General features: G+C 70.0%; 20 protein-coding genes and 1 riboswitch. Of the genes, 11 read left to right on the top strand and 9 right to left on the bottom strand.

Features of this window, described 5'->3' with window-relative positions; genetic code table 11:
* Positions 1-30: 30 nt before the first annotated feature.
* Genes ACFC0D_RS21940 through ACFC0D_RS21950 form a run of 3 tightly spaced genes read right to left on the bottom strand, consistent with a single transcriptional unit; the run spans position 31 to position 2,072 of the window.
* A complete protein-coding gene (locus ACFC0D_RS21940) occupies positions 31-1,200 on the bottom strand; it encodes a cystathionine gamma-lyase (RefSeq protein WP_376438385.1) in 1,170 nt (389 codons plus the stop codon).
* Positions 1,197-1,685: a low molecular weight protein-tyrosine-phosphatase gene (locus ACFC0D_RS21945; protein WP_376438387.1), complete on the bottom strand. Its 489-nt coding sequence runs from the start codon at positions 1,683-1,685 to the stop codon at positions 1,197-1,199. Before ACFC0D_RS21945 ends, ACFC0D_RS21940 begins: the two co-directional genes overlap by 4 nt.
* Positions 1,686-1,694: 9 nt before the next feature.
* Positions 1,695-2,072, bottom strand: coding sequence for a phage holin family protein (locus ACFC0D_RS21950; RefSeq protein ID WP_376438389.1), 378 nt, complete (start codon positions 2,070-2,072; stop codon positions 1,695-1,697).
* 51 nt (positions 2,073-2,123) lie between these two features.
* On the opposite strand from ACFC0D_RS21950, the gene ACFC0D_RS21955 reads away from it, so the two are divergent.
* The 4 genes from ACFC0D_RS21955 (at position 2,124) to ACFC0D_RS21970 (ending at position 4,415) form a co-directional block, all read left to right on the top strand.
* Positions 2,124-2,441 (top strand): cupin domain-containing protein, encoded by a 318-nt coding sequence (locus ACFC0D_RS21955; protein WP_329118392.1) that lies wholly within the window; start codon positions 2,124-2,126, stop codon positions 2,439-2,441.
* A 132-nt stretch (positions 2,442-2,573) separates the two neighbouring features.
* Positions 2,574-2,792, top strand: coding sequence for a DUF5326 family protein (locus tag ACFC0D_RS21960; protein ID WP_376438394.1), 219 nt, complete (start codon positions 2,574-2,576; stop codon positions 2,790-2,792).
* Between the two features lie 281 nt (positions 2,793-3,073).
* Entirely contained in the window at positions 3,074-3,844 is a 771-nt protein-coding gene (locus ACFC0D_RS21965) for an IclR family transcriptional regulator (protein ID WP_376438397.1), read from the top strand.
* Between the two features lie 136 nt (positions 3,845-3,980).
* Positions 3,981-4,415, top strand: coding sequence for an SsgA family sporulation/cell division regulator (locus ACFC0D_RS21970; protein ID WP_362369274.1), 435 nt, complete (start codon positions 3,981-3,983; stop codon positions 4,413-4,415).
* A gap of 61 nt (positions 4,416-4,476) precedes the next feature.
* Here the strand turns inward: ACFC0D_RS21970 and ACFC0D_RS21975 are convergent, their stop codons facing one another.
* Positions 4,477-5,817 carry a YibE/F family protein gene (locus tag ACFC0D_RS21975; protein WP_376438400.1) on the bottom strand — a complete coding sequence of 447 codons (1,341 nt, stop codon included), beginning with the start codon at positions 5,815-5,817 and terminating at the stop codon, positions 4,477-4,479.
* A gap of 71 nt (positions 5,818-5,888) precedes the next feature.
* A riboswitch (TPP riboswitch) is annotated at positions 5,889-6,035 on the top strand.
* On the opposite strand from ACFC0D_RS21975, the gene thiC reads away from it, so the two are divergent.
* Positions 6,029-7,801: a phosphomethylpyrimidine synthase ThiC gene (gene thiC / locus ACFC0D_RS21980; RefSeq protein ID WP_376438403.1), complete on the top strand. Its 1,773-nt coding sequence runs from the start codon at positions 6,029-6,031 to the stop codon at positions 7,799-7,801. (Overlaps the previous riboswitch by 7 nt.)
* A gap of 87 nt (positions 7,802-7,888) precedes the next feature.
* Here the strand turns inward: thiC and ACFC0D_RS21985 are convergent, their stop codons facing one another.
* The 3 genes from ACFC0D_RS21985 to ACFC0D_RS21995 all read right to left on the bottom strand — a co-directional run bounded on the left by ACFC0D_RS21985 (position 7,889) and on the right by ACFC0D_RS21995 (position 11,589).
* Positions 7,889-8,725 carry a hypothetical protein gene (locus tag ACFC0D_RS21985; RefSeq protein ID WP_376438406.1) on the bottom strand — a complete coding sequence of 279 codons (837 nt, stop codon included), beginning with the start codon at positions 8,723-8,725 and terminating at the stop codon, positions 7,889-7,891.
* Positions 8,726-8,884: 159 nt separating this feature from the next.
* Entirely contained in the window at positions 8,885-10,231 is a 1,347-nt protein-coding gene (locus ACFC0D_RS21990; protein WP_376438409.1) for a metallophosphoesterase, read from the bottom strand.
* Between the two features lie 251 nt (positions 10,232-10,482).
* Positions 10,483-11,589 (bottom strand): LacI family DNA-binding transcriptional regulator, encoded by a 1,107-nt coding sequence (locus ACFC0D_RS21995; RefSeq protein ID WP_137994523.1) that lies wholly within the window; start codon positions 11,587-11,589, stop codon positions 10,483-10,485.
* A gap of 378 nt (positions 11,590-11,967) precedes the next feature.
* Here ACFC0D_RS21995 and hisC point away from each other — a divergent pair, with 378 nt between their 5' ends.
* Positions 11,968-13,065 carry a histidinol-phosphate transaminase gene (gene hisC, locus ACFC0D_RS22000; RefSeq protein ID WP_376438514.1) on the top strand — a complete coding sequence of 366 codons (1,098 nt, stop codon included), beginning with the start codon at positions 11,968-11,970 and terminating at the stop codon, positions 13,063-13,065.
* A 33-nt stretch (positions 13,066-13,098) separates the two neighbouring features.
* Here hisC and ACFC0D_RS22005 read toward each other — a convergent pair whose 3' ends face one another.
* The gene (locus ACFC0D_RS22005) at positions 13,099-13,479 is read right to left on the bottom strand and encodes a cyclophilin-like fold protein (protein ID WP_376438412.1); all 381 of its coding nucleotides are present in this window, start codon (positions 13,477-13,479) and stop codon (positions 13,099-13,101) included.
* A gap of 204 nt (positions 13,480-13,683) precedes the next feature.
* Here ACFC0D_RS22005 and ACFC0D_RS22010 point away from each other — a divergent pair, with 204 nt between their 5' ends.
* The 4 genes from ACFC0D_RS22010 to ACFC0D_RS22025 are packed head-to-tail and all read left to right on the top strand — an operon-like array spanning position 13,684 to position 21,573.
* Entirely contained in the window at positions 13,684-15,192 is a 1,509-nt protein-coding gene (locus tag ACFC0D_RS22010; RefSeq protein ID WP_376438414.1) for a cytochrome ubiquinol oxidase subunit I, read from the top strand.
* A gap of 18 nt (positions 15,193-15,210) precedes the next feature.
* The gene (gene cydB, locus ACFC0D_RS22015) at positions 15,211-16,215 is read left to right on the top strand and encodes a cytochrome d ubiquinol oxidase subunit II (RefSeq protein ID WP_376438417.1); all 1,005 of its coding nucleotides are present in this window, start codon (positions 15,211-15,213) and stop codon (positions 16,213-16,215) included.
* A gap of 34 nt (positions 16,216-16,249) precedes the next feature.
* Positions 16,250-19,840, top strand: coding sequence for a thiol reductant ABC exporter subunit CydD (gene cydD, locus ACFC0D_RS22020; RefSeq protein ID WP_376438420.1), 3,591 nt, complete (start codon positions 16,250-16,252; stop codon positions 19,838-19,840).
* Between the two features lie 20 nt (positions 19,841-19,860).
* Positions 19,861-21,573 (top strand): GAF domain-containing sensor histidine kinase, encoded by a 1,713-nt coding sequence (locus tag ACFC0D_RS22025; protein ID WP_376438423.1) that lies wholly within the window; start codon positions 19,861-19,863, stop codon positions 21,571-21,573.
* 17 nt (positions 21,574-21,590) lie between these two features.
* Here ACFC0D_RS22025 and ACFC0D_RS22030 read toward each other — a convergent pair whose 3' ends face one another.
* Positions 21,591-22,448: a Cof-type HAD-IIB family hydrolase gene (locus tag ACFC0D_RS22030; RefSeq protein ID WP_376438425.1), complete on the bottom strand. Its 858-nt coding sequence runs from the start codon at positions 22,446-22,448 to the stop codon at positions 21,591-21,593.
* Positions 22,449-22,574: 126 nt separating this feature from the next.
* On the opposite strand from ACFC0D_RS22030, the gene ACFC0D_RS22035 reads away from it, so the two are divergent.
* The gene (locus tag ACFC0D_RS22035; RefSeq protein WP_376438427.1) at positions 22,575-23,477 is read left to right on the top strand and encodes an LLM class flavin-dependent oxidoreductase; all 903 of its coding nucleotides are present in this window, start codon (positions 22,575-22,577) and stop codon (positions 23,475-23,477) included.
* Positions 23,478-23,628: the final 151 nt, after the last annotated feature.

Consider the following 23,628-nt stretch of genomic DNA (forward strand, 5'->3'; position numbering starts at 1 on the left):
CCCTGCGGCTCTGCCGCAGGGCGCCGTAGGTCAGCCGGCCGCCTTCCCGGCTCCGTCGAGAGCGCGCAGTACGTCCGCGATCAGGTCCTCCGGGTCCTCCGCACCGACGGAGAAGCGGATGAAGCCCTCCGGCACGGAGTCACCGCCCCACCGTCCGCGCCGCTCGGCCGTGGAGCGCACCCCGCCGAAGCTGGTGGCGTCGTCCACGAGACGCAGCCCGTCGAGGAACCGCTCCGCCCAGGCCCGGTCGGGCAGGACGAAGGACACCACCGGCCCGAACCGCTTCATCTGCGTCGCCGCGACCGGGTGCGAGGGGTCGCCGGGCAGCCCCGGATACCGCAGCCCGGTTACGTCACCCCGCTCGCCCAGGGCCTCCGCGAGGGCGAGCGCCGAGGTGCACTGCCGGTCGATGCGGAGTTGGAGTGTGGCCAGGGAGCGGTGCGCGAGCCAGGCCTCCATGGGGCCGGGGATGGCCCCGACGATCTTGCGCCAGCGTCGTACCTCCGCCGCCCGCAGCGGATCACGGCAGCTGACATGGCCGAGCAGGATGTCGCCGTGCCCGGTCATGCCCTTGGTGTCGCTCGCGACGGAGAAGTCCGCGCCGAGCTCCAGGGGCCGCTGACCGAGCGGCGTGGCAAGGGTGTTGTCGACGGCGACGAGCGCTCCGCGTTCGTGGGCCGCGCGCACCAGGCGGCGGATGTCGCAGACGTCGAGCCCCGGGTTGGACGGGGTCTCGATCCACAGCAGCCGGGCTCCGTCCAGGACGGCCAGCTGGGCGTCGCCGCCGGTCGGCGCGGTGCGGACCTCGATCCCGTACGCCCTGAGCTGCTCGTGGACGAGAGGCAGCGCCTGGTAGCCGTCGTCCGGCATGACGACCGTGTCGCCCGCCTTGAGCTGGGAGAAGAGGACGGCGGAGATCGCGGCCATGCCCGAGGCGAAGACGAGCGTCTCGACAGCCGGCTCCCCCGGTGCCTCCAGTTCGCCGATGGCGCGTTCCAGATGGGTCCAGGTCGGGTTCTCGTCCCGCCCGTAGGTGTAGGGGCCGGTGGGGTCGCCCGGCAGGTGGAAGTGGGCGGCGAACACCGGCCCCGGCAGGGTCGGTTCGTACTTGACCGGCTCGGGGAGCCCGGCGCGCACCGCCCGTGTCCCGTCGCCGACGGCGTCGAGGCCCTCGGCGCCCCTGAACGTGTCCCTGCTCATACCGCTTGTTCCTCCACACGCTCGCGTACCGCGGCGAGGAGTCCCTCGCTCGCGGCCTCCACCATCTCCAGGCACTCCTCGAAGCCTTCCGTCCCGCCGTAGTACGGGTCGGGCACGTCGAGCTCGTCGGCGGCCGGATCGTACGAGCGAAGCAGCCGCACCTTCGCCACGTCGGCCGGGGTCGGGGCGAGTCGCCGAAGCTCCCGCAGATGGCTCTCGTCGAGAGCGATCACCAGATCCAGCGCCGGGAACCACGAGGCGCGGAACTGGCGGGCGGTGTGGTCGGAGTCGTAGCCGTGGTCCTCCAGGACGGCGACCGTGCGCGGATCGGCGGAGTGGCCCTCGTGCCAGCCCCCGGTGCCCGCGCTGTCGACCTCCACCGCCTCCGCCAGGCCGGCCTCCTCCACGCGGGCGCGGAAGACGGACTCGGCCATCGGCGAGCGGCAGATGTTGCCGGTGCAGACGAAACAGACGCGGTACGTCATCGTCCGCACTCAGTCCCCATCGGGAAGAACGACGTTGAGGGCCCAGGAGACGATGGAGATGATCAGGCCGCCGAGGACGGCGGTCCAGAAGCCCTCGACATGGAAGCTGAGATTGAGCTGGTCGGCCAGCCAGGAGGTGAGCAGCAGCATCAGGGCGTTGATCACCAAAGTGATCAGGCCAAGTGTGAGAAAGAACAGCGGAAGTGAGATCAGCTTGACGATCGGCTTCACCAAGAAGTTCACCAGACCGAAAACCAGGGCGACGAGTATCAGCGTCCAGGCCTTCTTGCCGGTGCTGTCACCGGTCAGGGTGATGTCCTGGAGCAGCCAGATGGCGACTCCCAATGCGCCCGCGTTCGCGAGCGTCTTGACTACGAAATTCTTCATGTGTCTGATCGTGGCAGACATGATCGGGCCAATGGCAGGGGCGGACGCACGATGAAGGCATTCCGACTGGACGAACTGGAGGCGGAGCGCGCCGCCAACGACGGCGCATACCTCCAGTTCCTGCGCGAGCGGAACATGTCGGTCGGTCTGTACGCGCTCGACGCGGGGGCGCTCGACCCGCAGCAGCCGCACGGCCAGGACGAGGTGTACTTCGTCGTCAGCGGCCGGGCCGCGATCACGGTCGGGATGGAGACGACCCAGGTCGCGCGCGGCAGCGTGGTCTACGTGCCTGCCGGGGTGGCCCACAAGTTCCACCACATCACCGAGGACCTGCGGGTCATGGTGGTCTTCTCGCCGCCGGAGTCCTGACCTCCCCTAGGGGTCGGATCAGGGGAGATCAAGGGCCACGAAGCCCCCGTCGACCCCATTGCCGCCCCTAGCATCGACAGTGTTCGGCGCAGAGCGCGCGGAGTGAGGTCTTCGGGAGACGAGGTAAGCGCGATGGCTGTACGAGAGATTCTCGCGGGGATGCCCTGGTGGGTGAAGTGGGTCGCCATACCGCTCATCGCCCTGGTCGTCTTCGGCGGCCTGATCACCAGCATCGCGATGTTCGTGATCGGACTGCTCTTCAAGGTCCTGGTCTTCGTTGCCCTGGTCGGTGGACTGATCTACGTCGTACGGAAGTTCACCGCCTCGTCGACCTCGCGTGAGGATTGGTAGCACAAGCTACCCAGCGGTATGACCGGGCTGCTCGCTGTTAGCCCGGCCGAGGGATGCGGAGAGGGAAACCGCGACCGTGCCTGGAGGCTGCCATTAGAGTGGAAATCTCTGCCGCCCCCGGGGAAAACTGGCGTAGACCTACACGCTGACCTGCGGGTTCTTCATCTGTCCCGGGAGGGTCCTTGACCGGACCCCACCGGTTCCCCAGGCCGCGGCGGGCGCGCGGGGGCGGCCCCCGCGGGCGGGTGCGAGGCACCCGTCACCACGCCTGGGGGTGACCTTTGGCCACGGCTACGCAGTCCGCCGTCCCTACCCTGATCGGCTCGGTGCAGCGGGCGCTGAGACTTCTGGAGGCCGTGGGCTCCCACGAGGACGGAGCCCCCGCCAAACAGCTCGCGCGCGAAGCGGGACTCCCGCTTCCCACCGCGTACCACCTGCTCCGCACCCTGACGCACGAGGGCTATCTGCGCCGCGAGAAGGGTGTGTTCGTGTTCGGCGACGCGGCCGGTCGGCTGGCCGGCGGCGGAGTTCTGCAGAATCGTCGCACCAAGATCGAAGACTCACTCGCACACTGGCGCGACGAGATCGGCGTCCCCATCTACTTCGCGATCTACCGCGAGGGCGAGATCGAGCTCGTCGCCGTCGCCGACACCCCCTCCGCCCCCGCCGTGGACGAGTGGGCCGGCTTCCGAGAGACCGGCCACGCCCATGCGATCGGTCAGTGTCTGCTCAGTCAACTCGATCTGAAGAGTCGTCAAGACCACCTCGACCGCCATCCGGTGGAGGCCATCACTCCGTTTACGGTGCGTAACCGGCGGGTGCTTTTGGAGCGTTTGGGCGGTATGGGGCGAATGGAGCCCCTGGTGGAACGTCAGGAATATGCACTGGGCACAGTTTGTGCGGCCATCCCCATCACCGCGGGGTCCACGGCGGCCACCCTGGCCATTTCCGTACCCCTTCACCAGGCAGAACGGTTGCTGCCCGCAGTCGCTCGACTACAGAATGAGATCGGAAGGCTCTTCAACTCCTTCGCTTTCTCTATCAGTATCTGAAAAATCACTCCTTGTGATCCGCTGGCGCTTACAGCACGATTGCGTCACCAAGGCCATGGGGATCATTCCTGGCCGTTTCGATCAAAGCTTCAGTAGCCGTGTGCACACAACTGCTTCATCTACTGCGGGGTACAAGATGCGAGAGTCGGTCCAGGCCGAGGTCCTGATGAGCTTCCTCGTCTCCGAGGAGCTCTCTTTCAGGATCCCGGTGGAACTCCGGTACGAGACCCGGGATCCCTACGCGGTGCGGATGACCTTCCATCTCCCCGGAGACGCGCCCGTGACCTGGGCGTTCGGGCGGGAACTGCTGCTGGACGGGATCAACCGACCGAGCGGCGACGGCGATGTGCACATCGCGCCGACCGATCCCGAGGCGCTCTCGGACGTCTCCATCCGGCTCCAGGTCGGCAGCGACCGCGCCCTGTTCCGGGCCAGCGCCCCGCCGCTCGTCGCCTTCCTCGACCGTACGGACAAGTTGGTTCCGCTCGGTCAGGAACGGACGCTGGGTGACTTCGAGGACAACCTGGAAGCCGCGCTCGGCCGGATTCTGGCAGAGGAGAACGCCGGCTGAACCACCCCCGGCGCCCCGTCGCCAAGAGCCCTCCGGGGCCGAAAGAGGGGCTCCGGAGCAGTCACTTCGCCCGACGCCGGCGTCCACCCCCGGACGAACGCTTCTCCGGATCGCCCGGCCGGTCGGCGGAGACCACCAGCGCGGCGAGCACGGTCGTGACGGGCACCGAGGCGACCAGACCGATCGATCCCACGAGCGTCCGGACGATCTCCTCCGCGACCAACTCGCTGTTCGCCACCGTCCCCACACTGCTCTGCGCGATGGTGAAGAGCAGCAACAGGGGCAGCGCCGCACCGGCGTAGGCAAGGACCAGCGTGTTCACCACGGACGCGATGTGGTCGCGGCCGATCCGGATCCCGGCCCGGTACAACGCCCGCGGTCCCATACGGGGATCGGCCTGGTGCAGCTCCCACACCGCCGAGGTCTGCGTCACCGTCACATCGTCGAGGACGCCGAGCGAACCGATGATGATGCCCGCGAGCAGCAGACCGGACATGTCGATGTCCGGGTACAGGCCGTGGATCAGACCGGTGTTGTCGTCCGTGTTGCCGCTGAGCGACGCCCAGCTGATGAAGTACGAGCCGAGCAGCCCGATCAGCAGCAGCGAGATCAGGGTGCCGAGCACCGCGACCGAGGTGCGCGCCGACAGACCGTGGCACATGTAGAGGGCGATCAGCATGATCGCGCTCGACCCGACCACCGCCACCACCAGCGGGTTCGATCCCTGAAGAATCGCCGGCAGGATGAAGAGGGTCAGGATCAGGAAGCTGATGGCGAGCGAGATGAGCGCCATCACTCCGCGCATCCGGCCGACCAGCACGACCACGACCGCGAAGATCAGCGCGAGGACGGTGAGTGGAACCTTGCGGTTCACATCCGTCACCGAGTACTGCAGATCACGTGGGGCGTCGGGCGCGTAGGCCACCACCACACCCTGCCCCTCGTCCAGTTGACGCGGCGCGTCCGGCTGCACGATCTCGATGAAGGTGCGGCCCTTGTCGGGGCCGTCCGTGACCTCGATCGTCGCCTTCTCGCACTGCCCCTGCTGGGCGTTGGCGGCCTCACGGCCCTGAGGTGTGGAGGGGTCCTCGGTCGGCGGGACCTGGGCGGCGTTCACATCCTTGCAGTCGACCTTCTCGACCGAGACGACCTTGCCCGCGTAGGTCTGCCGGTCGAAGCCGACGCCGGTGCGCTCGTGCTCAGGTGTGCCGCCCGGCCACAGCACGACAAGACCGACCACCACGGCCGTGGCGAACGGGATCAGGACCGCGGCGATGACTCTGCGCAGATGCCGGGAGACCGGCGCCGCCGGCCCGTGGCTGTGGCTGTGGCCGTGCCCGTGGCCGGCGTCCCCATGTCCATCGTGGCCGTCGGGTTCCGGGGTCTGCTGCGAGGAAGTCACCGACAGATCATCGCAAGAACGGTGGGGGCCCACTGTTCAGCACGCCCGGGTTGACGCTAGCGTGGTGGCACCTTTGCACACGCGGGAGCTCGGAGCACCGGGCTGAGAGGGCGCTGATCACCGTACGCGCGTACTGATGTACGTACGGGAGGAGGCTGCGCCGACCGCCGAACCTGTTACCGGGTAATGCCGGCGTAGGGAGATCGGTCTCATGACCATTCAGGATGCACGCACGCCTGCCACCAGCCAGGACGAGCGCAAGCCGGGCTGGCACAAGGGATACGTCGAGGGCTCGCGCCCCGACCTCCGAGTGCCTGTCCGACAGGTGCACCTCACCAACGGCAAGGACGTGACGCTGTACGACACGTCCGGTCCGTACACCGACCCCACCATCGACACCGACGTGCGGCGGGGCCTCCCGCCGCTGCGCGAGAACTGGATCATCAGCCGCGGCGACACCGAGGAGTACGCGGGCCGCCCCGTCCGTCCCGAGGACGACGGCATCAAGCACACCTCGCCGCGCGGTGGCCTCAAGAACCTCGACGCGGTCTTCCCTGGCCGCCCGCGCCAGCCCCGCCGGGGCCGCGACGGGGCCGCGGTGACCCAGCTCGCGTACGCCCGCCGGGGCGAGATCACCCCGGAGATGGAGTACGTCGCGATCCGCGAGAACGTCTCCCCCGAGGTCGTACGGGAGGAGATCGCCGCAGGTCGCGCAGTGCTCCCGGCGAACGTCAACCACCCGGAGATCGAGCCGATGATCATCGGCAAGCGGTTCCTGGTGAAGGTCAACGCCAACATCGGCAACTCCGCCGTCACCTCCTCCATCGAGGAGGAGGTGGAGAAGATGACGTGGGCGACCAAGTGGGGCGCCGACACGGTCATGGACCTGTCCACCGGCCGCAACATCCACACCACCCGCGAGTGGGTGCTGCGCAACTCCCCCGTGCCGATCGGTACCGTGCCGCTCTACCAGGCCCTGGAGAAGGTCGACGGCAAGGCCGAGGAGCTGACCTGGGAGATCTACAAGGACACGGTCATCGAGCAGGCCGAGCAGGGCGTCGACTACATGACGGTCCACGCCGGCGTGCTGCTGCCCTACGTGCCGCTGACCGCCCGCCGCAAGACCGGCATCGTCTCGCGCGGCGGCTCGATCATGGCCGCCTGGTGCCTCGCGCACCACAAGGAGAACTTCCTCTACACGAACTTCGAGGAGCTCTGCGAGATCCTCGCGACGTACGACGTCACGTACTCGCTGGGCGACGGTCTGCGCCCCGGCTCCATCGCGGACGCCAACGACGCGGCGCAGTTCGCGGAGCTGAAGACTCTCGGCGAGCTCAACACGATCGCCAAGCGTCACAACGTGCAGACGATGATCGAGGGCCCGGGCCACGTCCCGATGCACAAGATCAAGGAGAACATCGACCTTCAGCAGGAGATCTGCGAGGAGGCGCCGTTCTACACCCTAGGCCCGCTCACCACGGACGTCGCTCCGGCGTACGACCACATCACCTCGGGCATCGGCGCCGCGATGATCGCCTGGTGGGGCACGGCGATGCTCTGCTACGTCACGCCCAAGGAGCACCTGGGCCTGCCCAACCGCGACGACGTGAAGACCGGCGTCATCACGTACAAGATCGCGGCGCACGCGGCCGACCTGGCCAAGGGACACCCGGGGGCGCAGGAGTGGGACGACGCGCTGTCGGACGCGCGCTTCGAGTTCCGCTGGGAGGACCAGTTCAACCTGGCGCTCGACCCGGACACGGCGCGTGAGTTCCACGACGAGACGCTGCCGGCGGAGCCCGCGAAGACCGCGCATTTCTGCTCGATGTGCGGCCCGAAGTTCTGCTCGATGAAGATCTCGCAGGACATCCGGCGCGAGCACGGCGGCGACCTCGGGTCGCAGGAGATCGAGGCCGGGATGGCGGAGAAGTCCAAGGAGTTCGCGGCCGCCGGCAACCGCGTGTACCTCCCGCTGGCGGAGTAGCCGCACGTATCGGTACGTCCAGGGCGGGTACGGACCGCACGGCCACGGGGGGTCGTGCGGCGCGTGCCCGCCGTGCCGTTGCCCGGATCACTCCGGCCGGTGCTCCGGGGGGCCGAAGTCCGGGCTGGTGAAGTCCGGGCTGCTGAACCTGGGTCGGCTTCCCGAGGCTCCCTCGCTCGGACTCGAGAAGTCCGGTCCGCTGTAGCCGATCTTCGGTATGCGGTCCGTACGGTCCGAGGGCTGCGACGGCAGGGGCGAGGCCGGGTACGCGGCGGGGTCGGCCAGCGCCTCCCGCAGGAACGGGAGGATGCCCCGTTCCAGCAGGGCGCGGCGCCAGGCGTCGCGGGCCCGGGACAGTTCGTCGTCCGGCTCGCCGCCGGCCCCGGCGCCCGCGGCCACCTCCGTGGAGCGGTTGCGCAGTGCGGTCACCAGGAGGCCGACGGCCGCGCAGAGCAGCCCGGCGGCGGCGACGGCGCCGAAGAACCAGGCCGCCGTCAGCAGCGTGTCGGCGAACACGAGCGTGGGTGCCAGCACCTTCAGAACGGCCCCGACCAGCAGGAATATCAGCGCGGCGGTGCCTGAGAGCACCGGTGCCAGGACCGTGAGGACCGCGACGATGCCCGCGCCGGGACCCGCGCTCGCGCCGTCCCCGTCCGCCACGAGAACGGCGTCCATCACGCTCGTACCGCTCGTCGCACGGCCTTCCGCGCGGACCTTGACGAAGTGGTCGTACTCCACCGCGGCGGCCGCGGTGATCAGCGCCGTCGCGCTCATGGCCATCGAGCGCAGTTGTTCGGGCGTGAGCCGTTTCCCGACCACGCCGAGATCCGGACGGTCGTGCGCGTTTCGCAATGCGTCGCCGAGGATGCGCTCGTACTCGGCGCGGTCCTCGGTCAGCAGGTGCGGAGCCACGTTCATGTGCATCCCCCGATGCTCCGTAAGGCCTGGTTGACCGTGGGAAACGGGCAGTTGGGCGGAAACGGAGGAGAGCCTGCTACGGATGATCCGATGGTATTGCGGTTACGGCACAGGGTGACAGGGGGTTTCCCGAAATCGACTTCCCCGGATGCGCAGGGTTATGCGTCAGCCCTGCAGGGGGAGCTGGACGACCAGCAGCTTTCCGGCCATGGTCACACCGCCGTCCATGGCGATCGCCAGACCGTCCGCGTAGACATGCGGACCGTCGACGACCGGACCCGATCCGTCCTCGCCGTCCTCCGTTCCGACCTGCCCGAGGAGGTACGGGATGGGGCTGTGACCGTGCACGACGCGGCGGCCGCCGTAGGTGCCGAGCAGCTCCTGGACGGCCTGCGGGCCCGCGTCGTCGCGGAACGCGAAGCGCTTGGTGAACTTCCGGAACAGGTCCCAGACCTCGTCGGCGTCGTTCCGGTTGATGATCTCGTGGACCGTCTCGTTGACGTCCTCGATGGTGCTGCCGTACTCGAGGTAGGCGGTGGTGTCGGAGTGCATCAGGAGGTGCCCGTCCTCCTCCACCACGGCGTCGAGCCGGGACATCCACTGGAGGTGCACGTCCTGGAGGCGGTCCATGTCGTGCTTCTGGCCGCCGTTGAGCAGCCAGGCCGCCTGGAAGGTGGCGGTGCCCGCACCGGAGTTGACGGGGGTGTCGGCGAAGCGCTTGGCGCCGATCAGGAGCAGCTCGTGATTGCCCATCAGGGCCTTGCAGTAGCCACCGGCGGCCGCGGCCTCCGCGGACAGCCGCATGACGAGATCGATGACGCCGATGCCGTCGGGACCGCGGTCGGTGAAGTCGCCGAGGAACCAGAGGCGGGCGTTGCCCGCGGACCAGGCGCCGTTCTCGTCGATGAGGCCCTGGGCGCGGAGGGCGGCGATGAGCTCGTCGAGATAGCCGTGGACGTCACCGACGACGAAGAGCGGGCCCGGGCCCTCGGCGGCCGGGGCGGGCGCGGGGGCCTGTTCCGGGTCGACCAGGACCTGCACGGTGTCACCCCGATTGATGACGGGGAGATCGCGCTCGGTGGGGGTGTAGCCGTCGGGCAGGGCCTCGTCGGGGAAGGCGTTCCCGGGGTGGCCGGTCGCGACGGCGACGATGGAGGACATGCCGACGGCGAGGGGGAGGTGGAGCGTGGGGTCGAGCGACCCGGCGGGAACGACGGGTTCGCGGACGGGGCGCGGTTCGAAGCGAACGCCGTGCTCGACCGGGGCGTCGGGTTCGAGGTAGGCGCCGGGCTCGGGGAGGGGGCGCGGTTCGGGGAACGCGCCGGGCTCCGGAACGGCGCCGTTCGGGGCGGGCTCAGGGTATGCACCGGGCTCGGCAAAGGCGCCGGTCGGGGTCCCGGTGGGAGGCTCGGTGGCGTGGCCCTGCACGGGCACGCGGGCGTACGGCGGTACGCGGAAGTCACGCAATGTCGCCGTGCGGACCACGGGTTCCTGCCCGGCCCCCTGAGTCATCGACCCCTCCACCACCGTCGCGATGCCCTGTACAACGCGGACCGGCCTGGTCGGGGTGGTCCGCGGTGTCGTGCGCCCATCATAGGAATGAGGGTCCGCCTGTGTGACGCACCAGGGGTGGTGAATCCGGGTCCACTCCGGGTTCACCGGTTGTTTCGCCCGAATTGAGAAGGTCCAGGCCAGGGTCGGGACCGGGCTGGGCTGGGTTTGGGCCCTGCCCGGCCCGGATTCCGGCCGGTACTGATCGTTCGCTAGTCCTTCGAGGGTGACCGTGGCGGGCTGACCGTCGTGCGCGGCGAACGCCTCTGGGAGGACGTCCGGACGATGAGTTCGGTCGGTATGACCTGCTCGACCGGTCCGTCGGTGTCGATCCCCTCGATGGCGTCGATGAGGAGCTGGACGACGGCCGTGCCGATCCTTCGGGGCTTGAGCGAGAGGGTCGTGATGGGCGGTTCGGTGTTCGCGTAGACGGTCGACTCACTGCAGCAGACCAGCAGCAGATCGTCCGGGACGCGCAGTCCGTAGCGGCGGGCCGCCGCCAGCAGATCGGTTCCGTTGGGGTCGAAGAGTCCGTAGACGGCGTCGGGTCGGTCCGGGCGGGCGAGCAGCCGGTCGGCCGCGACGGCGCCCGCGCACGGGTCGTGCGCCGGATAGGCCTCGTAGACGGGGTCCTGTCCGACCCGCTCGCACCAGTTGAGGTACGCGGTGGTGGACAGGCGGGTGTAGGTGTCGGTGGTGGTGCCCGTGAGCAGGCCGATCCGGCGGGCGCCGGCGTCGGCGAGGTGGTCGAGGAGGTCGAGGACGGCGGCTTCGTGGTCGTTGTCGACCCAGGCGGTCACCGGGAGCGTGCCGGCGGGGCGTCCGTCGGAGACGACGGGGAGACCCTGGCGGACGAGCTCGGTGACGACCGGGTCGTGGTCGGAGGGGTCGATGACGACGGTGCCGTCGAGGGCGACGTTCGACCAGACGTCATGGCGGGATGTGGCGGGCAGGATGACCAGGGCGTAGCCGCGCGCGAGCGCGGCGGATGTGGCGGCTCTGGCCATCTCCGCGAAGTACGCGAATTCGGTGAAGGTGAAAGGTTCATCCCCGTAGGTCGTCACGGTCAGGCCGATGAGGCCCGACTTGCCGGTACGGAGCGTGCGGGCCGCCGCGGATGGGCGGTAGCCCAGCCGGTCTGCGACCTCGCGGACGTGGCGGCGGGTGGCGTCCGGGAGCCGGCCCTTGCCGTTGAGCGCGTCGGAGACAGTCGTGATGGAGACCCCGGCGGCGGCGGCCACGTCCCGGATGCCCGCTCGTCCCTGCCGGCTTCCCCGGGTCTGTGCCCGGCTCACCTGGTGCTTCCCTGCTGCTGTCATGGCGAGCCGATAGTAGGGCGAGGGCGGGTGGTTGGGCCGGTCGCATATTCACTCGTTGACAGGCACGATTCTGCATGATCAAACCACGCCAAGTACCTGCGAAACCAAGGGACTTAAGGCCTCGCGGGTGTGATCTACGGTTGTCGAAACGCATGGACCTGCCACAGAGCCGATGTCTCGAAGAGGTCTCAACTCACCTCTACGGGGGATGCGCGCCACGGCGCCCGCCACCGGCGCGCGCCACCCATGGCCGCGCTCCCCCTGTTGTCCACAGCTTGTCCGACCCGTTGTCCACAGCCCATTCGCAGCGGAGGCGAATCCTCATAAGGTGAGGAGTATTGGTGGTACGGACGGTCGAGGAGGACCACAGTGAGTTCAGTGAGCGAGACCGGCGGGACGAGCGCGGGCGGCCCGAAGCTGCGCGCCGTGCTGGACGGCGTCCCCACGTACAAGCCGGGCAAGCCGGCCGCCGCGGGCGGTCCGGTCGCCTTCAAGCTGTCCTCCAACGAGAACCCGTATCCGCCGCTGCCGGGCGTGATGGAGAGCGCGCTGGCCGCGGCCTCGAACTTCAACCGGTACCCGGACATGGCCTGCACCGGCCTGATGGCGGAGCTCGCCGACCGTTTCGACGTCCCCCTCTCGCACCTGGCCACCGGCACCGGCTCGGTCGGTGTCGCGCAGTCGCTGCTCCAGGCCACCTCGGGCCCGGGCGACGAGGTCATCTACGCCTGGCGGTCCTTCGAGGCGTACCCGATCATCACGCAGATCAGCGGGGCGACCTCGGTGCAGGTGCCGCTGACCGACGGCGAGGTGCACGACCTCGACGCGATGGCCGCGGCGATCACCGACCGGACCCGGCTGATCTTCGTCTGCAACCCGAACAACCCCACGGGCACGGCGGTGCGCCGGGCCGAGCTGGAGCGGTTCCTGGACCGGGTGCCCTCCGACGTCCTGGTGGTGATCGACGAGGCGTACCGCGAGTTCGTCCGCGACGCCGACATCCCGGACGGCATCGAGCTCTACCGCGACCGGCCGAACGTCGCCGTGCTGCGGACGTTCTCCAAGGCGTACGGCCTGGCCGGGCTGCGGGTCGGTTTCGCGATCGCCCACGAGCCGGTGGCGGCGGCGCTGCGCAAGACGGCGGTGCCGTTCGGCGTGAGCCAGCTGGCGCAGGACGCGGCGGTGGCCTCGCTGCAGGCCGAGGACGAACTGCTGGGGCGGGTCGGCTCGTTGGTGGCCGAGCGCGAGCGGGTCCGTGCGGGGCTCGTGGCCCAGGGCTGGACCGTGCCGGACACCCAGGCGAACTTCGTCTGGCTGCGGCTCGGTGAGCGGACGATGGACTTCGCGGCGGAGTGCGAGCGGCACGGCGTGGTGGTGCGGCCGTTCGCGGGTGAGGGCGTGCGCGTCACGATCGGTGAGTGCGAGGCGAACGACCTGTTCCTGAAGACGACGGAGGGCTTCCGCAAGGAGGGCTGATCAGCCCGGTGGGAGTGGGTCGAGGGCGGTCGGTCAGTCCTCGACGCGCTCGACGCGGATCGGGTCGCCGTCCCTGACGGTGGCAAGGACGCGCGGATCGCCGTCGAGCGAGCCCAGGAGGTTGCACGGGCTCGCGAGCCGGCATTCGGAGCCCCGGGATATCGGGGTGGGGCCGTAGGGGAGTGCGAGTGCGTCGCCCTCGGTCCAGAAGGCGACCGTGCCCGGCTCCACCACCTGCTGCGCGTCGGACTCGACCGCGGTGGAGACCGGAGTGTCGAAGTAGACCTCCTCGCCCCAGGTCCGGGCGGTGGACGAGATCGGGAGAACCCCCACGAGCGCCTTGCTCGTGGGGGTTTCTTCGAGGGTGGCCGTGGTGTGCCCGGCCGGCCAGGAGATGCGGATCTGAAGGGTCATGCCCTGGATTCAACAATATGTTGAAGGCCCTGGGAAGGGGTGACCTTTGGTAGGGGTACCCCCGGTCTTACGTACGGATTTCGTATGAGCCATAATGCTTGTGAATGTGAACGCGTTCACAAGCGTGTCTCGTTCGTGCCGAGATTGGTGGGATTAAAGGGGCAAACTGCCCTCGTGCCCGTGGCGATGTAAGGAGAAGACGACGTGGACCTAGCTCTGGCGCCAGAGACTCTGGCGCGATGGCAGTTCGGCATCACCACCGTCTACCACTTTCTCTTCGTTCCGCTGACGATCTCCCTCGCCGCGCTCACCGCCGGTCTGCAGACCGCCTGGGTGCGTACGGAGAAGGAGAAGTACCTCAAGGCGACGAAGTTCTGGGGCAAGCTCTTCCTGATCAACATCGCGATGGGTGTCGTCACCGGCATCGTGCAGGAGTTCCAGTTCGGTATGAATTGGTCCGACTACTCGCGCTTCGTCGGTGACGTCTTCGGTGCCCCGCTGGCCTTCGAGGCGCTGATCGCCTTCTTCTTCGAGTCCACGTTCATCGGTCTGTGGATCTTCGGCTGGGACAAGCTCCCCAAGAGGATCCATCTGGCCTGCATGTGGATGGTGTCGATCGGTACGATCCTCTCCGCGTACTTCATCCTGGCCGCCAACTCCTGGATGCAGCATCCCGTCGGCTACCGGATCAACGAGGAGCGGGGCCGGGCCGAGCTCACCGACTTCTGGCTGGTGCTCACCCAGAACACCGCCCTCACCCAGTTCTTCCACACCATGACGGCCGCGTTCCTGGTCGGCGGCGCGTTCATGGTGGGCATCTCCGCCTTCCACCTGGCGCGCAAGAAGCACGTCCCGGTGATGCGGACCTCCCTGCGGCTCGGCCTCATCACGCTGATCATCGCCGGGCTCGGCACGGCCATCAGCGGTGACCTGCTCGGCAAGGTCATGTTCAAGCAGCAGCCGATGAAGATGGCCGCCGCCGAGGCGCTCTGGGACGGCGAGGCGCCGGCGCCGTTCTCGATCTTCGCCTACGGCGACGTCGACCAGGGCCACAACAAGGTGGCCATAGAGATCCCGGGACTGCTGTCCTTCCTCGCGAACGACGACTTCAGCTCCTACGTCCCGGGCATCAACGACATCAACAAGGCCGAGCAGGAGAAGTTCGGCCCCGGCGACTACCGGCCCAACATCCCCGTCGCCTACTGGGGCTTCCGCTGGATGATCGGCTTCGGCATGGCCTCGCTGACCATCGGCATGATCGGCCTCTGGCTGACCCGCAAGAAGTTCATGCTGTCGCCGGGGATGCGGACCGGTGAGGACGAGGTGCCGAATCTGGTCCTGTTCAAGCGGAAGGCTCTCAGCCCCCGCCTGGCCAAGTGGTACTGGATCGTCGCCCTCTGGACGATGGCCTTCCCGCTGATCGCCAACTCCTGGGGCTGGATCTTCACCGAGATGGGCCGCCAGCCCTGGGTCGTCTACGGCGTGCTGCGCACCCGGGACGCGGTCTCCCCCGGTACCTCCCAGGGCGAGGTGCTGACGTCGATGATCGTCTTCACCCTGCTCTACGCCGTGCTCGCGGTGATCGAGGTCAAGCTGCTGGTCAAGTACGTCAAGGCCGGACCGCCCGAGCTCACCGAGGACGACCTCAACCCGCCCACCAAGATCGGCGGGGACCACCGCGACCCCGACCGGCCCATGGCCTTCTCGTACTGAGGCTCAGGAGATCGAGGCATGGAACTCCACAACGTCTGGTTCGTACTCATCGCCGTCCTCTGGATCGGCTACTTCTTCCTCGAGGGCTTCGACTTCGGGATCGGCGTCCTGACCAAGCTGCTCGCCCGGGGTCGCTCGGAGAAGCGCGTTCTGATCAACACCATCGGTCCCGTCTGGGACGGCAACGAGGTGTGGCTGCTGACCGCCGGCGGCGCGACCTTCGCCGCGTTCCCCGAGTGGTACGCGACCCTCTTCTCCGGCTTCTATCTGCCGCTGCTGATCATCCTGGTCTGTCTGATCGTGCGCGGTGTCGCGTTCGAGTACCGGGCGAAGCGGCCCGAGGAGAACTGGCAGCGCAACTGGGAGGAGGCCATCTTCTGGACCTCCCTGATCCCGGCCGTGCTCTGGGGCGTCGCCTTCGGCAACATCGTCCGCGGCGTGAAGATCGACCAGGACATGGAGTACGTCGGCACCTTCGGGGACCTTCTCAACCCGTACGCGATCCTCGGCGGCCTGGTCACCCTCTCCCTCTTCACCTTCCACGGGGCGGTCTTCGCCGCGCTCAAGACGGTCGGCGACATCCGGGCCCGGGCGAGGGCGCTCGCGCTGAAGCTGGGTCTCGGCTCGGCCGTGCTCGGGCTCGGTTTCATGATCTGGACCCAGGTGGACAAGGGCGACGGCGGCAGCCTGGTCGCCATGGTCGTCGCCGTCGTGGCGCTGGTCGGTGCGATCGGGGCGATCAAGGTGGGGCGCGAGGGTTGGTCGTTCGCGCTCTCGGGCATCACGATCGCCGCGGCGGTGGCGATGCTCTTCCTGACGCTCTTCCCCAACGTCATGCCGTCTTCACTCAACCCCGAGTGGAGCCTTACGGTGACGAACGCATCATCGAGTCCGTACACGCTGAAGATCATGACGTGGTGTGCGGCGATCGCGACGCCCTTGGTGCTGCTCTACCAGAGCTGGACCTACTGGGTGTTCCGTAAGCGGATCGGTACACAGCACATCGCCGACGCAGCTCACTGAGAGGGCTGCCGCTCACCACGAGGGAATGTTTCACGTGAAACCGATCGACCCGCGTCTGCTCCGGTACGCCCGGGCCACCCGTCTCTTCCTCACGGCAGTGGTGGTGCTCGGCCTGGCCGGGGCGGCGCTGGTCGTCGCCCAGGCGATGCTCATCGCCGAGGTGGTGGTGGGGGCCTTCCAGAAGGGCCTGTCGGTTTCCGACCTGACCACGCCGCTGCTGCTGCTCGCCGGTGTCGCGGCGGGGCGGGGGCTGGTCTCCTGGCTGACCGAGCTGGCCGCCCACCGGGCGAGCGCGGCGGTCAAGTCCGAGCTGCGCGGACGACTGCTGGCGCAGGCGGCCGAGCTGGGGCCGGGATGGCTCAGCGGGCAGAAGGCCGGCTCGTTGGCCGCCCTGGCGACGCGAGGGGTGGACGCGCTCGACGACTACTTCTCGCGCTATCTGCCGCAGTTGGGGCTCGCGGTGGTGGTTCCCGTGGCGGTCCTGGCGAGGATCGTCACCGAGGACTGGGTCTCGGCGGCGATCATCGTCGTGACCCTGCCGCTCATCCCCCTCTTCATGATCCTGATCGGCTGGTACACCCAAGCCCGGATGGACCGTCAGTGGAAGCTGCTGTCCCGGCTCTCGGGCCACTTCCTGGACGTGGTGGCCGGGCTGCCGACGCTCAAGGTGTTCGGACGGGCGAAGGCGCAGGCCGAGTCGATCCGTGCCATCACGTCGGAGTACCGGCAGGCGACGATGAAGACGCTGCGCATCGCGTTCCTGTCGTCCTTCGCCCTGGAGTTGCTGTCGACGCTGTCGGTGGCGCTGGTTGCGGTCGGCATCGGCATGCGGCTGGTCCACGGGGACCTCGACCTGTACACCGGCCTGGTCATTCTGGTGCTGGCGCCCGAGGCCTACCTCCCGATCCGTCAGGTGGGGGCGCAGTACCACGCGGCCGCGGAAGGGCTGGCCGCCGCCGAGGAGATCTTCGAGGTCCTCGAGACCCCGGTGAAGGAGCGCGGGACGGGCGCGGTGCCGTCGTCTCCGCGTATCGAGCTGGAGAACGTGACTGTGCGTCATGCGGGTCGCGCGGAGCCTTCGTTGGACGCTGCCTCGCTCGTGCTGGAGCCGGGTGCGACGGTGGCGCTGGTGGGCCCGAGCGGGGTGGGCAAGTCGACGCTGCTCGATGTCGTGCTCGGGTTCGCGGCCCCGGAGGAGGGTGGCTCGATCCGGGTCGGGGGCGTGCAACTCGGTGCGTTGGACGTGGAGGAATGGCGGTCGCGGATCGCCTGGGTGCCGCAGCGTCCGCACTTCTTCGCGGGCACCATCGCCGAGAACGTCCGTCTGGCCCGACCGGACGCCTCCGACGAGGCGGTCCGGGAGGCGCTGCGCGACGCCGGGGCCGATGGGTTCGTGGCGGGGCTCCCCGAGGGGGTCGAGACGCCGCTGGGCGAGGACGGCATGGGCCTCTCCGCGGGGCAGCGGCAGCGCCTCGCCCTGGCCCGCGCGTTCCTCGCCGACCGGCCGCTCCTGCTGCTCGACGAGCCCACGGCCGCGCTGGACGGCGAGACGGAGGCGGCTGTGGTCGACGCGGTCCGCCGTCTCGCTTCCGGCCGTACGGTGCTTCTGGTCGTCCACCGGCCGGCGCTGCTGGCGGTCGCGGACCGAGTGGTGGAGCTCCGGCGGGCCTCCGCCGTGGACGTGGTGGAGCCGGCCGCGGCGGACGGGACGCCGGACGTGTCGGCTGCTCCCTCCGCGGCCCGGGCGGCGACCGTCGTGCCCGGTACGGGCGAGACGGCGACGGAGCCTGCCGAGGCCGAGACCGGTGCCGAGACCGGTGCCGGGACGGGCGGCGGGGCCGGGGGTTCGGTCTTCGGGCGCGTCCGGGACATGGCGGGGGAACTCAAGGGCCGCATGGGGCTCGCCCTGCTGCTCGGAAGTCTGGCGCTGGGATCCGCCGTCGGACTCATGGCGGTGTCCGGATGGCTCATCTCGCGGGCGTCCGAACAGCCGCCCGTGCTGTATCTGATGGTGGCCGTCACCGCCACGCGGGCGTTCGGCATCGGGCGGGCGGTGTTCCGGTACGCCGAGCGGATCGTGTCCCACGACGCCGTACTGCGGATGCTCGCGGAGCTGCGGGTGTCGGTCTACCGCCGCCTGGAACGCATCGCCCCCGCCGGGCTGCGCCGCACCCGCCGAGGCGACCTGCTCTCCCGGCTCGTCCAGGACGTCGACGCCCTCCAGGACTACTGGCTGCGCTGGCTGCTTCCCGCAGGCGCCGCGCTCGTGGTGGGGGCCGGTTCCGTCGGGTTCACCGCCTGGCTGCTGCCCGAGGCCGGGGCCGTGCTCGCCGCGGGACTGCTGGCTGCCGGCGTGGCCGTCCCACTGCTGAGCGGCGCCCTCGCGCGCCGGGCCGAACGACGGCTCGCACCGGCACGGGGCGCCCTGGCCGTCGCGGTCCTCGACCTGCTGCGCGGTTGCGCCGAACTGACCGTCGCCGGGGCGCTGAAGGACCGAATCGAGCGGTCCAGGGCGGCCGACCGTACGCTCACCTCCATCTCCTCCCGGCAGGCCGCCGCCACCGCGGTCGGGGCCGGCCTCTCCGCGCTCGCCTGCGGAGTGACGGTCGTCGCCGCCGCGTTCGTCGGCGTCCAGGCCGTCCGCGACGGCCGCCTCGACGGTGTGACGCTCGCCGTCGTCGTCCTCACCCCGCTCGCCGCCTTCGAGGCCGTCACAGGCCTCCCGCTGGCCGTCCAGTACCGCCAGCGCGTGAAGCGCAGCGCCGAGCGGGTGTACGAGGTGCTCGACGCCCCCGTTCCCGTGCACGAGCCCGCGCGGCCCGCCGTACCCCCGCAGAGCCCGTTCCCGCTGGAGCTCGCCGGCCTCTCCGCCCGCCACGCGGGGCAGGACCGGGAGGCGCTCGGCGACTTCACGCTCACCCTGGAAGCCGGGCGCAGGGTCGCCGTCGTCGGCGCCTCCGGATCGGGCAAGACGACCCTCGCCCAGGTGCTGCTGCGCTTCCTGGACGCCGACACCGGTTCGTACCGGCTCGGCGGGGTGGCGGCTTCGGAGCTCGACGGCGACGACGTCCGTCGCTTCGTCGGGCTCTGCGCCCAGGACGCCCACATCTTCGACAGCACCATCCGGGAGAACCTCCGCCTCGCGCGCACCGGCGCCGACGACGAGGAACTGCGGGCCGCCCTCGGCCGGGCCCGGCTCCTCGACTGGGTGGACGGGCTGCCGGACGGCCTCGACACGCAGGTCGGCGAGCACGGCTCGCGGCTCTCCGGCGGGCAGCGACAGCGCCTCGCACTCGCCCGGGCGCTCCTCGCCGACTTCCCCGTCCTCGTGCTCGACGAGCCGGCCGAGCACCTCGACCTCGCCACGGCGGACGCGCTCACCGACGACCTGCTGCGGGTCACCGAGGGCCGCACCACCGTCCTGATCACCCACCGGCTGCGCGGCCTCGACGCCGTCGACGAGGTGGTGGTCCTGGACGGGGGCCGGACCGTGCAGCGCGGGACGTACGCGGAGCTGGCGCGGGCCGAAGGCCCCTTGCGGCGGATGCTGGAGCAGGAGCGGGAGACCGATCTCCTGCTCGCTGCGGGGGGAACGACGGGGCGCCCGACTTTTCTCGCCAAATAGGACTTACTAGGCTCAAGGCCATGACCGCCGCCGTGCCCGATGTCCCGGACCCCCTGGAAGCCGCCACCCAGGCCACCCGCAGCCTCCAGGGCCTGTCGACCGAGCTCACGGCACGGGTGCCACAGCTCCTCGAGGCGATGCGCTCGGTGGGGACCGGGCTCGAACTGCACTCGACGCTCGACCGGATCTGCGAGACCGCGGCCGAACTCGCCGACGCCCGTTACGCCGCGATCGGGGTCGTCGACGAGGAGGGCGAGGGGCTCTCGGACTTCGTCACCTTCGGTGTCGACGACGAGGTCGCCCGCCGGATCGGGCGGCGCCCGAATGGGCACGCGGGGCTGCTCGGCGCGCTGATCCGCGAGCCCGAGACGATCCGGCTGGCTGATCTGTCCACGGACCCGCGCGCCGCTGGATTCCCGCCGGGGCACCCTCCGATGCGGACCTTCCTCGGTGTCCCGATCCGGGTCCAGGGGGAGATCTTCGGCAATCTGTACCTCGCAGAGAAGCACGGCGGCGGCGAGTTCAACGACTACGACGTCCACATGGTCCGGGTCCTCGCCACCGAGGCCGGGATCGCCATCGGCAACGCCCGCCTCTACGAGGCCGCCCGGCAGCGCGAGCGCTGGATCGACGGCTCGGTCGCGGTCACCACCGCCCTGCTCTCCGGCGGTGACGCGGACGACGCCCTCGCGGTGGTCGCCGAACAGGCCCGCCGGCTCGCCGACGCGGCCGCCGGGATCGTGCTGCTGCCCGCACAGGACGGTGGCCTGGAGATCGTCGCCGTCTCCGCCGACCGGCCGAGCAGCTCGCTGGGCGTGGTGATCCCGCCCGAGAGCGCCGTGGTGGAGCGGCTGCTGGGCGGTGAGGCGGTCTTCGTGGACGACGCCTCGGGCGATCCGCGCATGATCAGCCGGCTGGCGGCCCAGTACGGGCCGAGCATGCTGCTGCCCCTGCACAGCGGCGGCAAGGTGCTCGGCGCGCTCGCCATGCCCCGCGCGAGGGGCGGCCGGCCCTTCACCGAGGCGGAGCGGACACTGGCCACGCAGTTCGCCTCCCAGGCGGCGCTCGCGCTGATGATGGCCGACGCGCAGCGCGACCGGGAGCGGCTCGCCGTCTACGAGGACCGCGACCGGATCGCCCGTGACCTGCACGACCTGGTCATCCAGCGGCTGTTCGCCACCGGGATGATGCTGGAGAGCGCGCAGCGCAAGTCGATCGTGCCCGCGGTGCGCGAGGGGGTCGGCAAGGCCGTGGACGAGCTGGACGTGACGATCCAGGAGATCCGTACCGCGATCTTCGCGCTCCAGCAGGGACCTGCCGAGGCGCCGTCCGGGCTGCGCACCCGCGTGCTGCGGGAGATCAACATGGCGGCCGTGCCGCTGGGTTTCAAGCCCGCGCACCGCTTCCTCGGCGCGATCGACTCGACGGTCGGCGATCTCACCGGCAAGAACCTCATCGCCGCCCTGCGCGAGGCCCTCTCCAACGCCTTCCGGCACGCCGAGGCGACCCGGATCGAGGTCGTCGTCGACGCGGGCGCCGAACTGCCCGACGGCGCCGCCGGGGTCCGGCTCTCGGTCGCGGACGACGGCGTCGGCATCCCGGAGGGCGGCCGGCGCAGCGGACTGCGCAACCTGGCGCGGCGCGCGGAGTCGCTGGGCGGGTCGAGCTGGTGCGGTCCGGGGATCGGGGAGGACGGCGGGGGTACGACGGTGGTGTGGCAGGCCCCGCTGTAGCCCCGGGGCCGGACTCGTCAGCCGTCGAGGGTGCCGTCGAGGATCCGTTCGATGACGACGGCCACGCCGTCCTCGTTGTTGGCGACGGTACGGCCGGAGGCGGCGGCGATCACGTCCGGGTGGGCGTTGCCCATCGCGTACGAGCGTCCGGCCCAGCTGAGCATCTCGATGTCGTTGGGCATGTCGCCGAAGGCGACGACCTCGTCGGCGGAGATGCCCCGCTCGGCGCAGCAGAGGGCCAGAGTGGACGCCTTGGAGACGCCGAGGCCGCTGATCTCCAGGAGCGCGGTGGGGCTGGACCGGGTGAACGAGGCAAGCTCGCCGGCGGCCGCGCGGGCGGTCGCCAGGAAGGTGTCGGGGTCGAGTTCCGGGTGCTGGGCGAGCAGCTTGAGCACCGGGGCGGCGGCGCCGGGCTCCTCTTCGAAGAGGAGCTTCTCGGCGATCGCGACGGTCGCGCCCGGGTCGAGGAAGAAGGGCGGGTACAGGGGCTCGTAGTGGATGCCGGTGGTGAGCTCGACCGCGAACGTGGTCCCGGGGGCGGCGGCGCGCAGCGTGCTCACGACCTCGAGCGCGACGCTCCGCTCCAGCGGCCGTACCTTCAGGAACGATCCGCCCGCGTGCAGATCGACAACGGCCGCGCCGTTGGCGCAGATCGCGAGGCCGTGGCCGTGGACATGGTCGCTGACGACGTCCATCCAGCGGGCCGGCCGTCCGGTGACAAAGAAGACCTCGATCCCGGCCCGCTCGGCGGCGGCGAGCGCCGCGACCGTCCGCTCCGAGAGGGACTTGTCGTCACGCAGCAGGGTGCCGTCGAGGTCGGTGGCGATCAGCCGGGGGGCCGGGGCGGCGGGGCGCGGGGAGTCGAGTGAGGTCACCGATCCATTCTTCCGCACCAGGTGCACGGGCGTGCGAGGGGCGCACATCTGAGAGGGCTGTTTCCGTCGGTCTGTCCGTGCCCGCGTGGTGGGAGGGGGTGGTGGCGCGGTCGTAGGCTCGTGGGTATGACCTTGCGCCTGAGCACCGTGATCCTTCCCGTCCATCGCTGGCACGAGGGTGGCCGTGACCGTTGGCAGCGAGCCGAGGAGCTGGGCTTTCATGCTGCGTACACCTATGACCACCTGTCCTGGCGGACCTTCCGAGACGGGCCCTGGTTCGGCGCCCTGCCCACGCTCACTGCCGCCGCGACCGCCACGGAGCGGATGCGTCTGGGCACCCTGGTGACGTCGCCGAACTTCCGGCACCCGGTGACGCTCGCCAAGGAGCTGATCTCCCTGGACGACATCTCGGGCGGCCGGGTCACGCTCGGCATCGGCGCCGGCGGCAACGGTTTCGACGCCACCACGCTCGGCCAGGAGGCATGGTCGCCGAAGGAGCGCGCCGACCGGTTCGGCGAGTTCCTGCCGCTGCTCGACCGGCTGCTCACCGAGGGCGCCGTCTCGCAGCGGGGCACGTTCTACTCGGCCGAGGAGGCCCGGAACATCCCCGGCTGCGCGCAGAGCCCGCGACTGCCGTTCGCGGTCGCCGCGACCGGGCCGCGCGGTCTGAAGCTCGCCGCGCGCCATGGGCAGGCGTGGGTGACGACCGGGGATCCGAAGCTGTACGAGGAGGGCACGCCGGAGCAGTCGGTCGAGGCCATCCGCGGCCAGGTCGAGAAGCTCGGCAAGGCGTGCGCGGAGATCGGCCGGGACGTGGCCGAGCTGGACAAGGTGCTGCTCACCGGCTTCACCCCGGATCGGGGCCGCCCGCTGGAGTCCGTGGACGCCTTCGTGGACTTCGCGGGCACCCACCGGGATCTCGGCTTCACCGAGATCGTGATCCACTGGCCGATCCCCGACTCCGACTTCGCCGCCGACCAGGCCGTCTTCGAGAAGATCGCCACCGAGGCCGTCGCCCAGTTGGGCTGAGCGCGAACGACTCGGCCGACGGCGCGGGGTACGTTCACGCTCCGCGCCCGGCCTGCGTTCGCCACAGCGCCGGCAGCACCGGCGAGTCGCCGAAGCCATGAAGCGGATGCTTGTACGCCTACCGACACACGCCCCGGGGCCGCGGGTCGCA

Origin of the sequence: Streptomyces sp. NPDC056222, assembly GCF_042264065.1 — a bacterium.
Classification (GTDB): Bacteria; Actinomycetota; Actinomycetes; order Streptomycetales; family Streptomycetaceae; genus Streptomyces.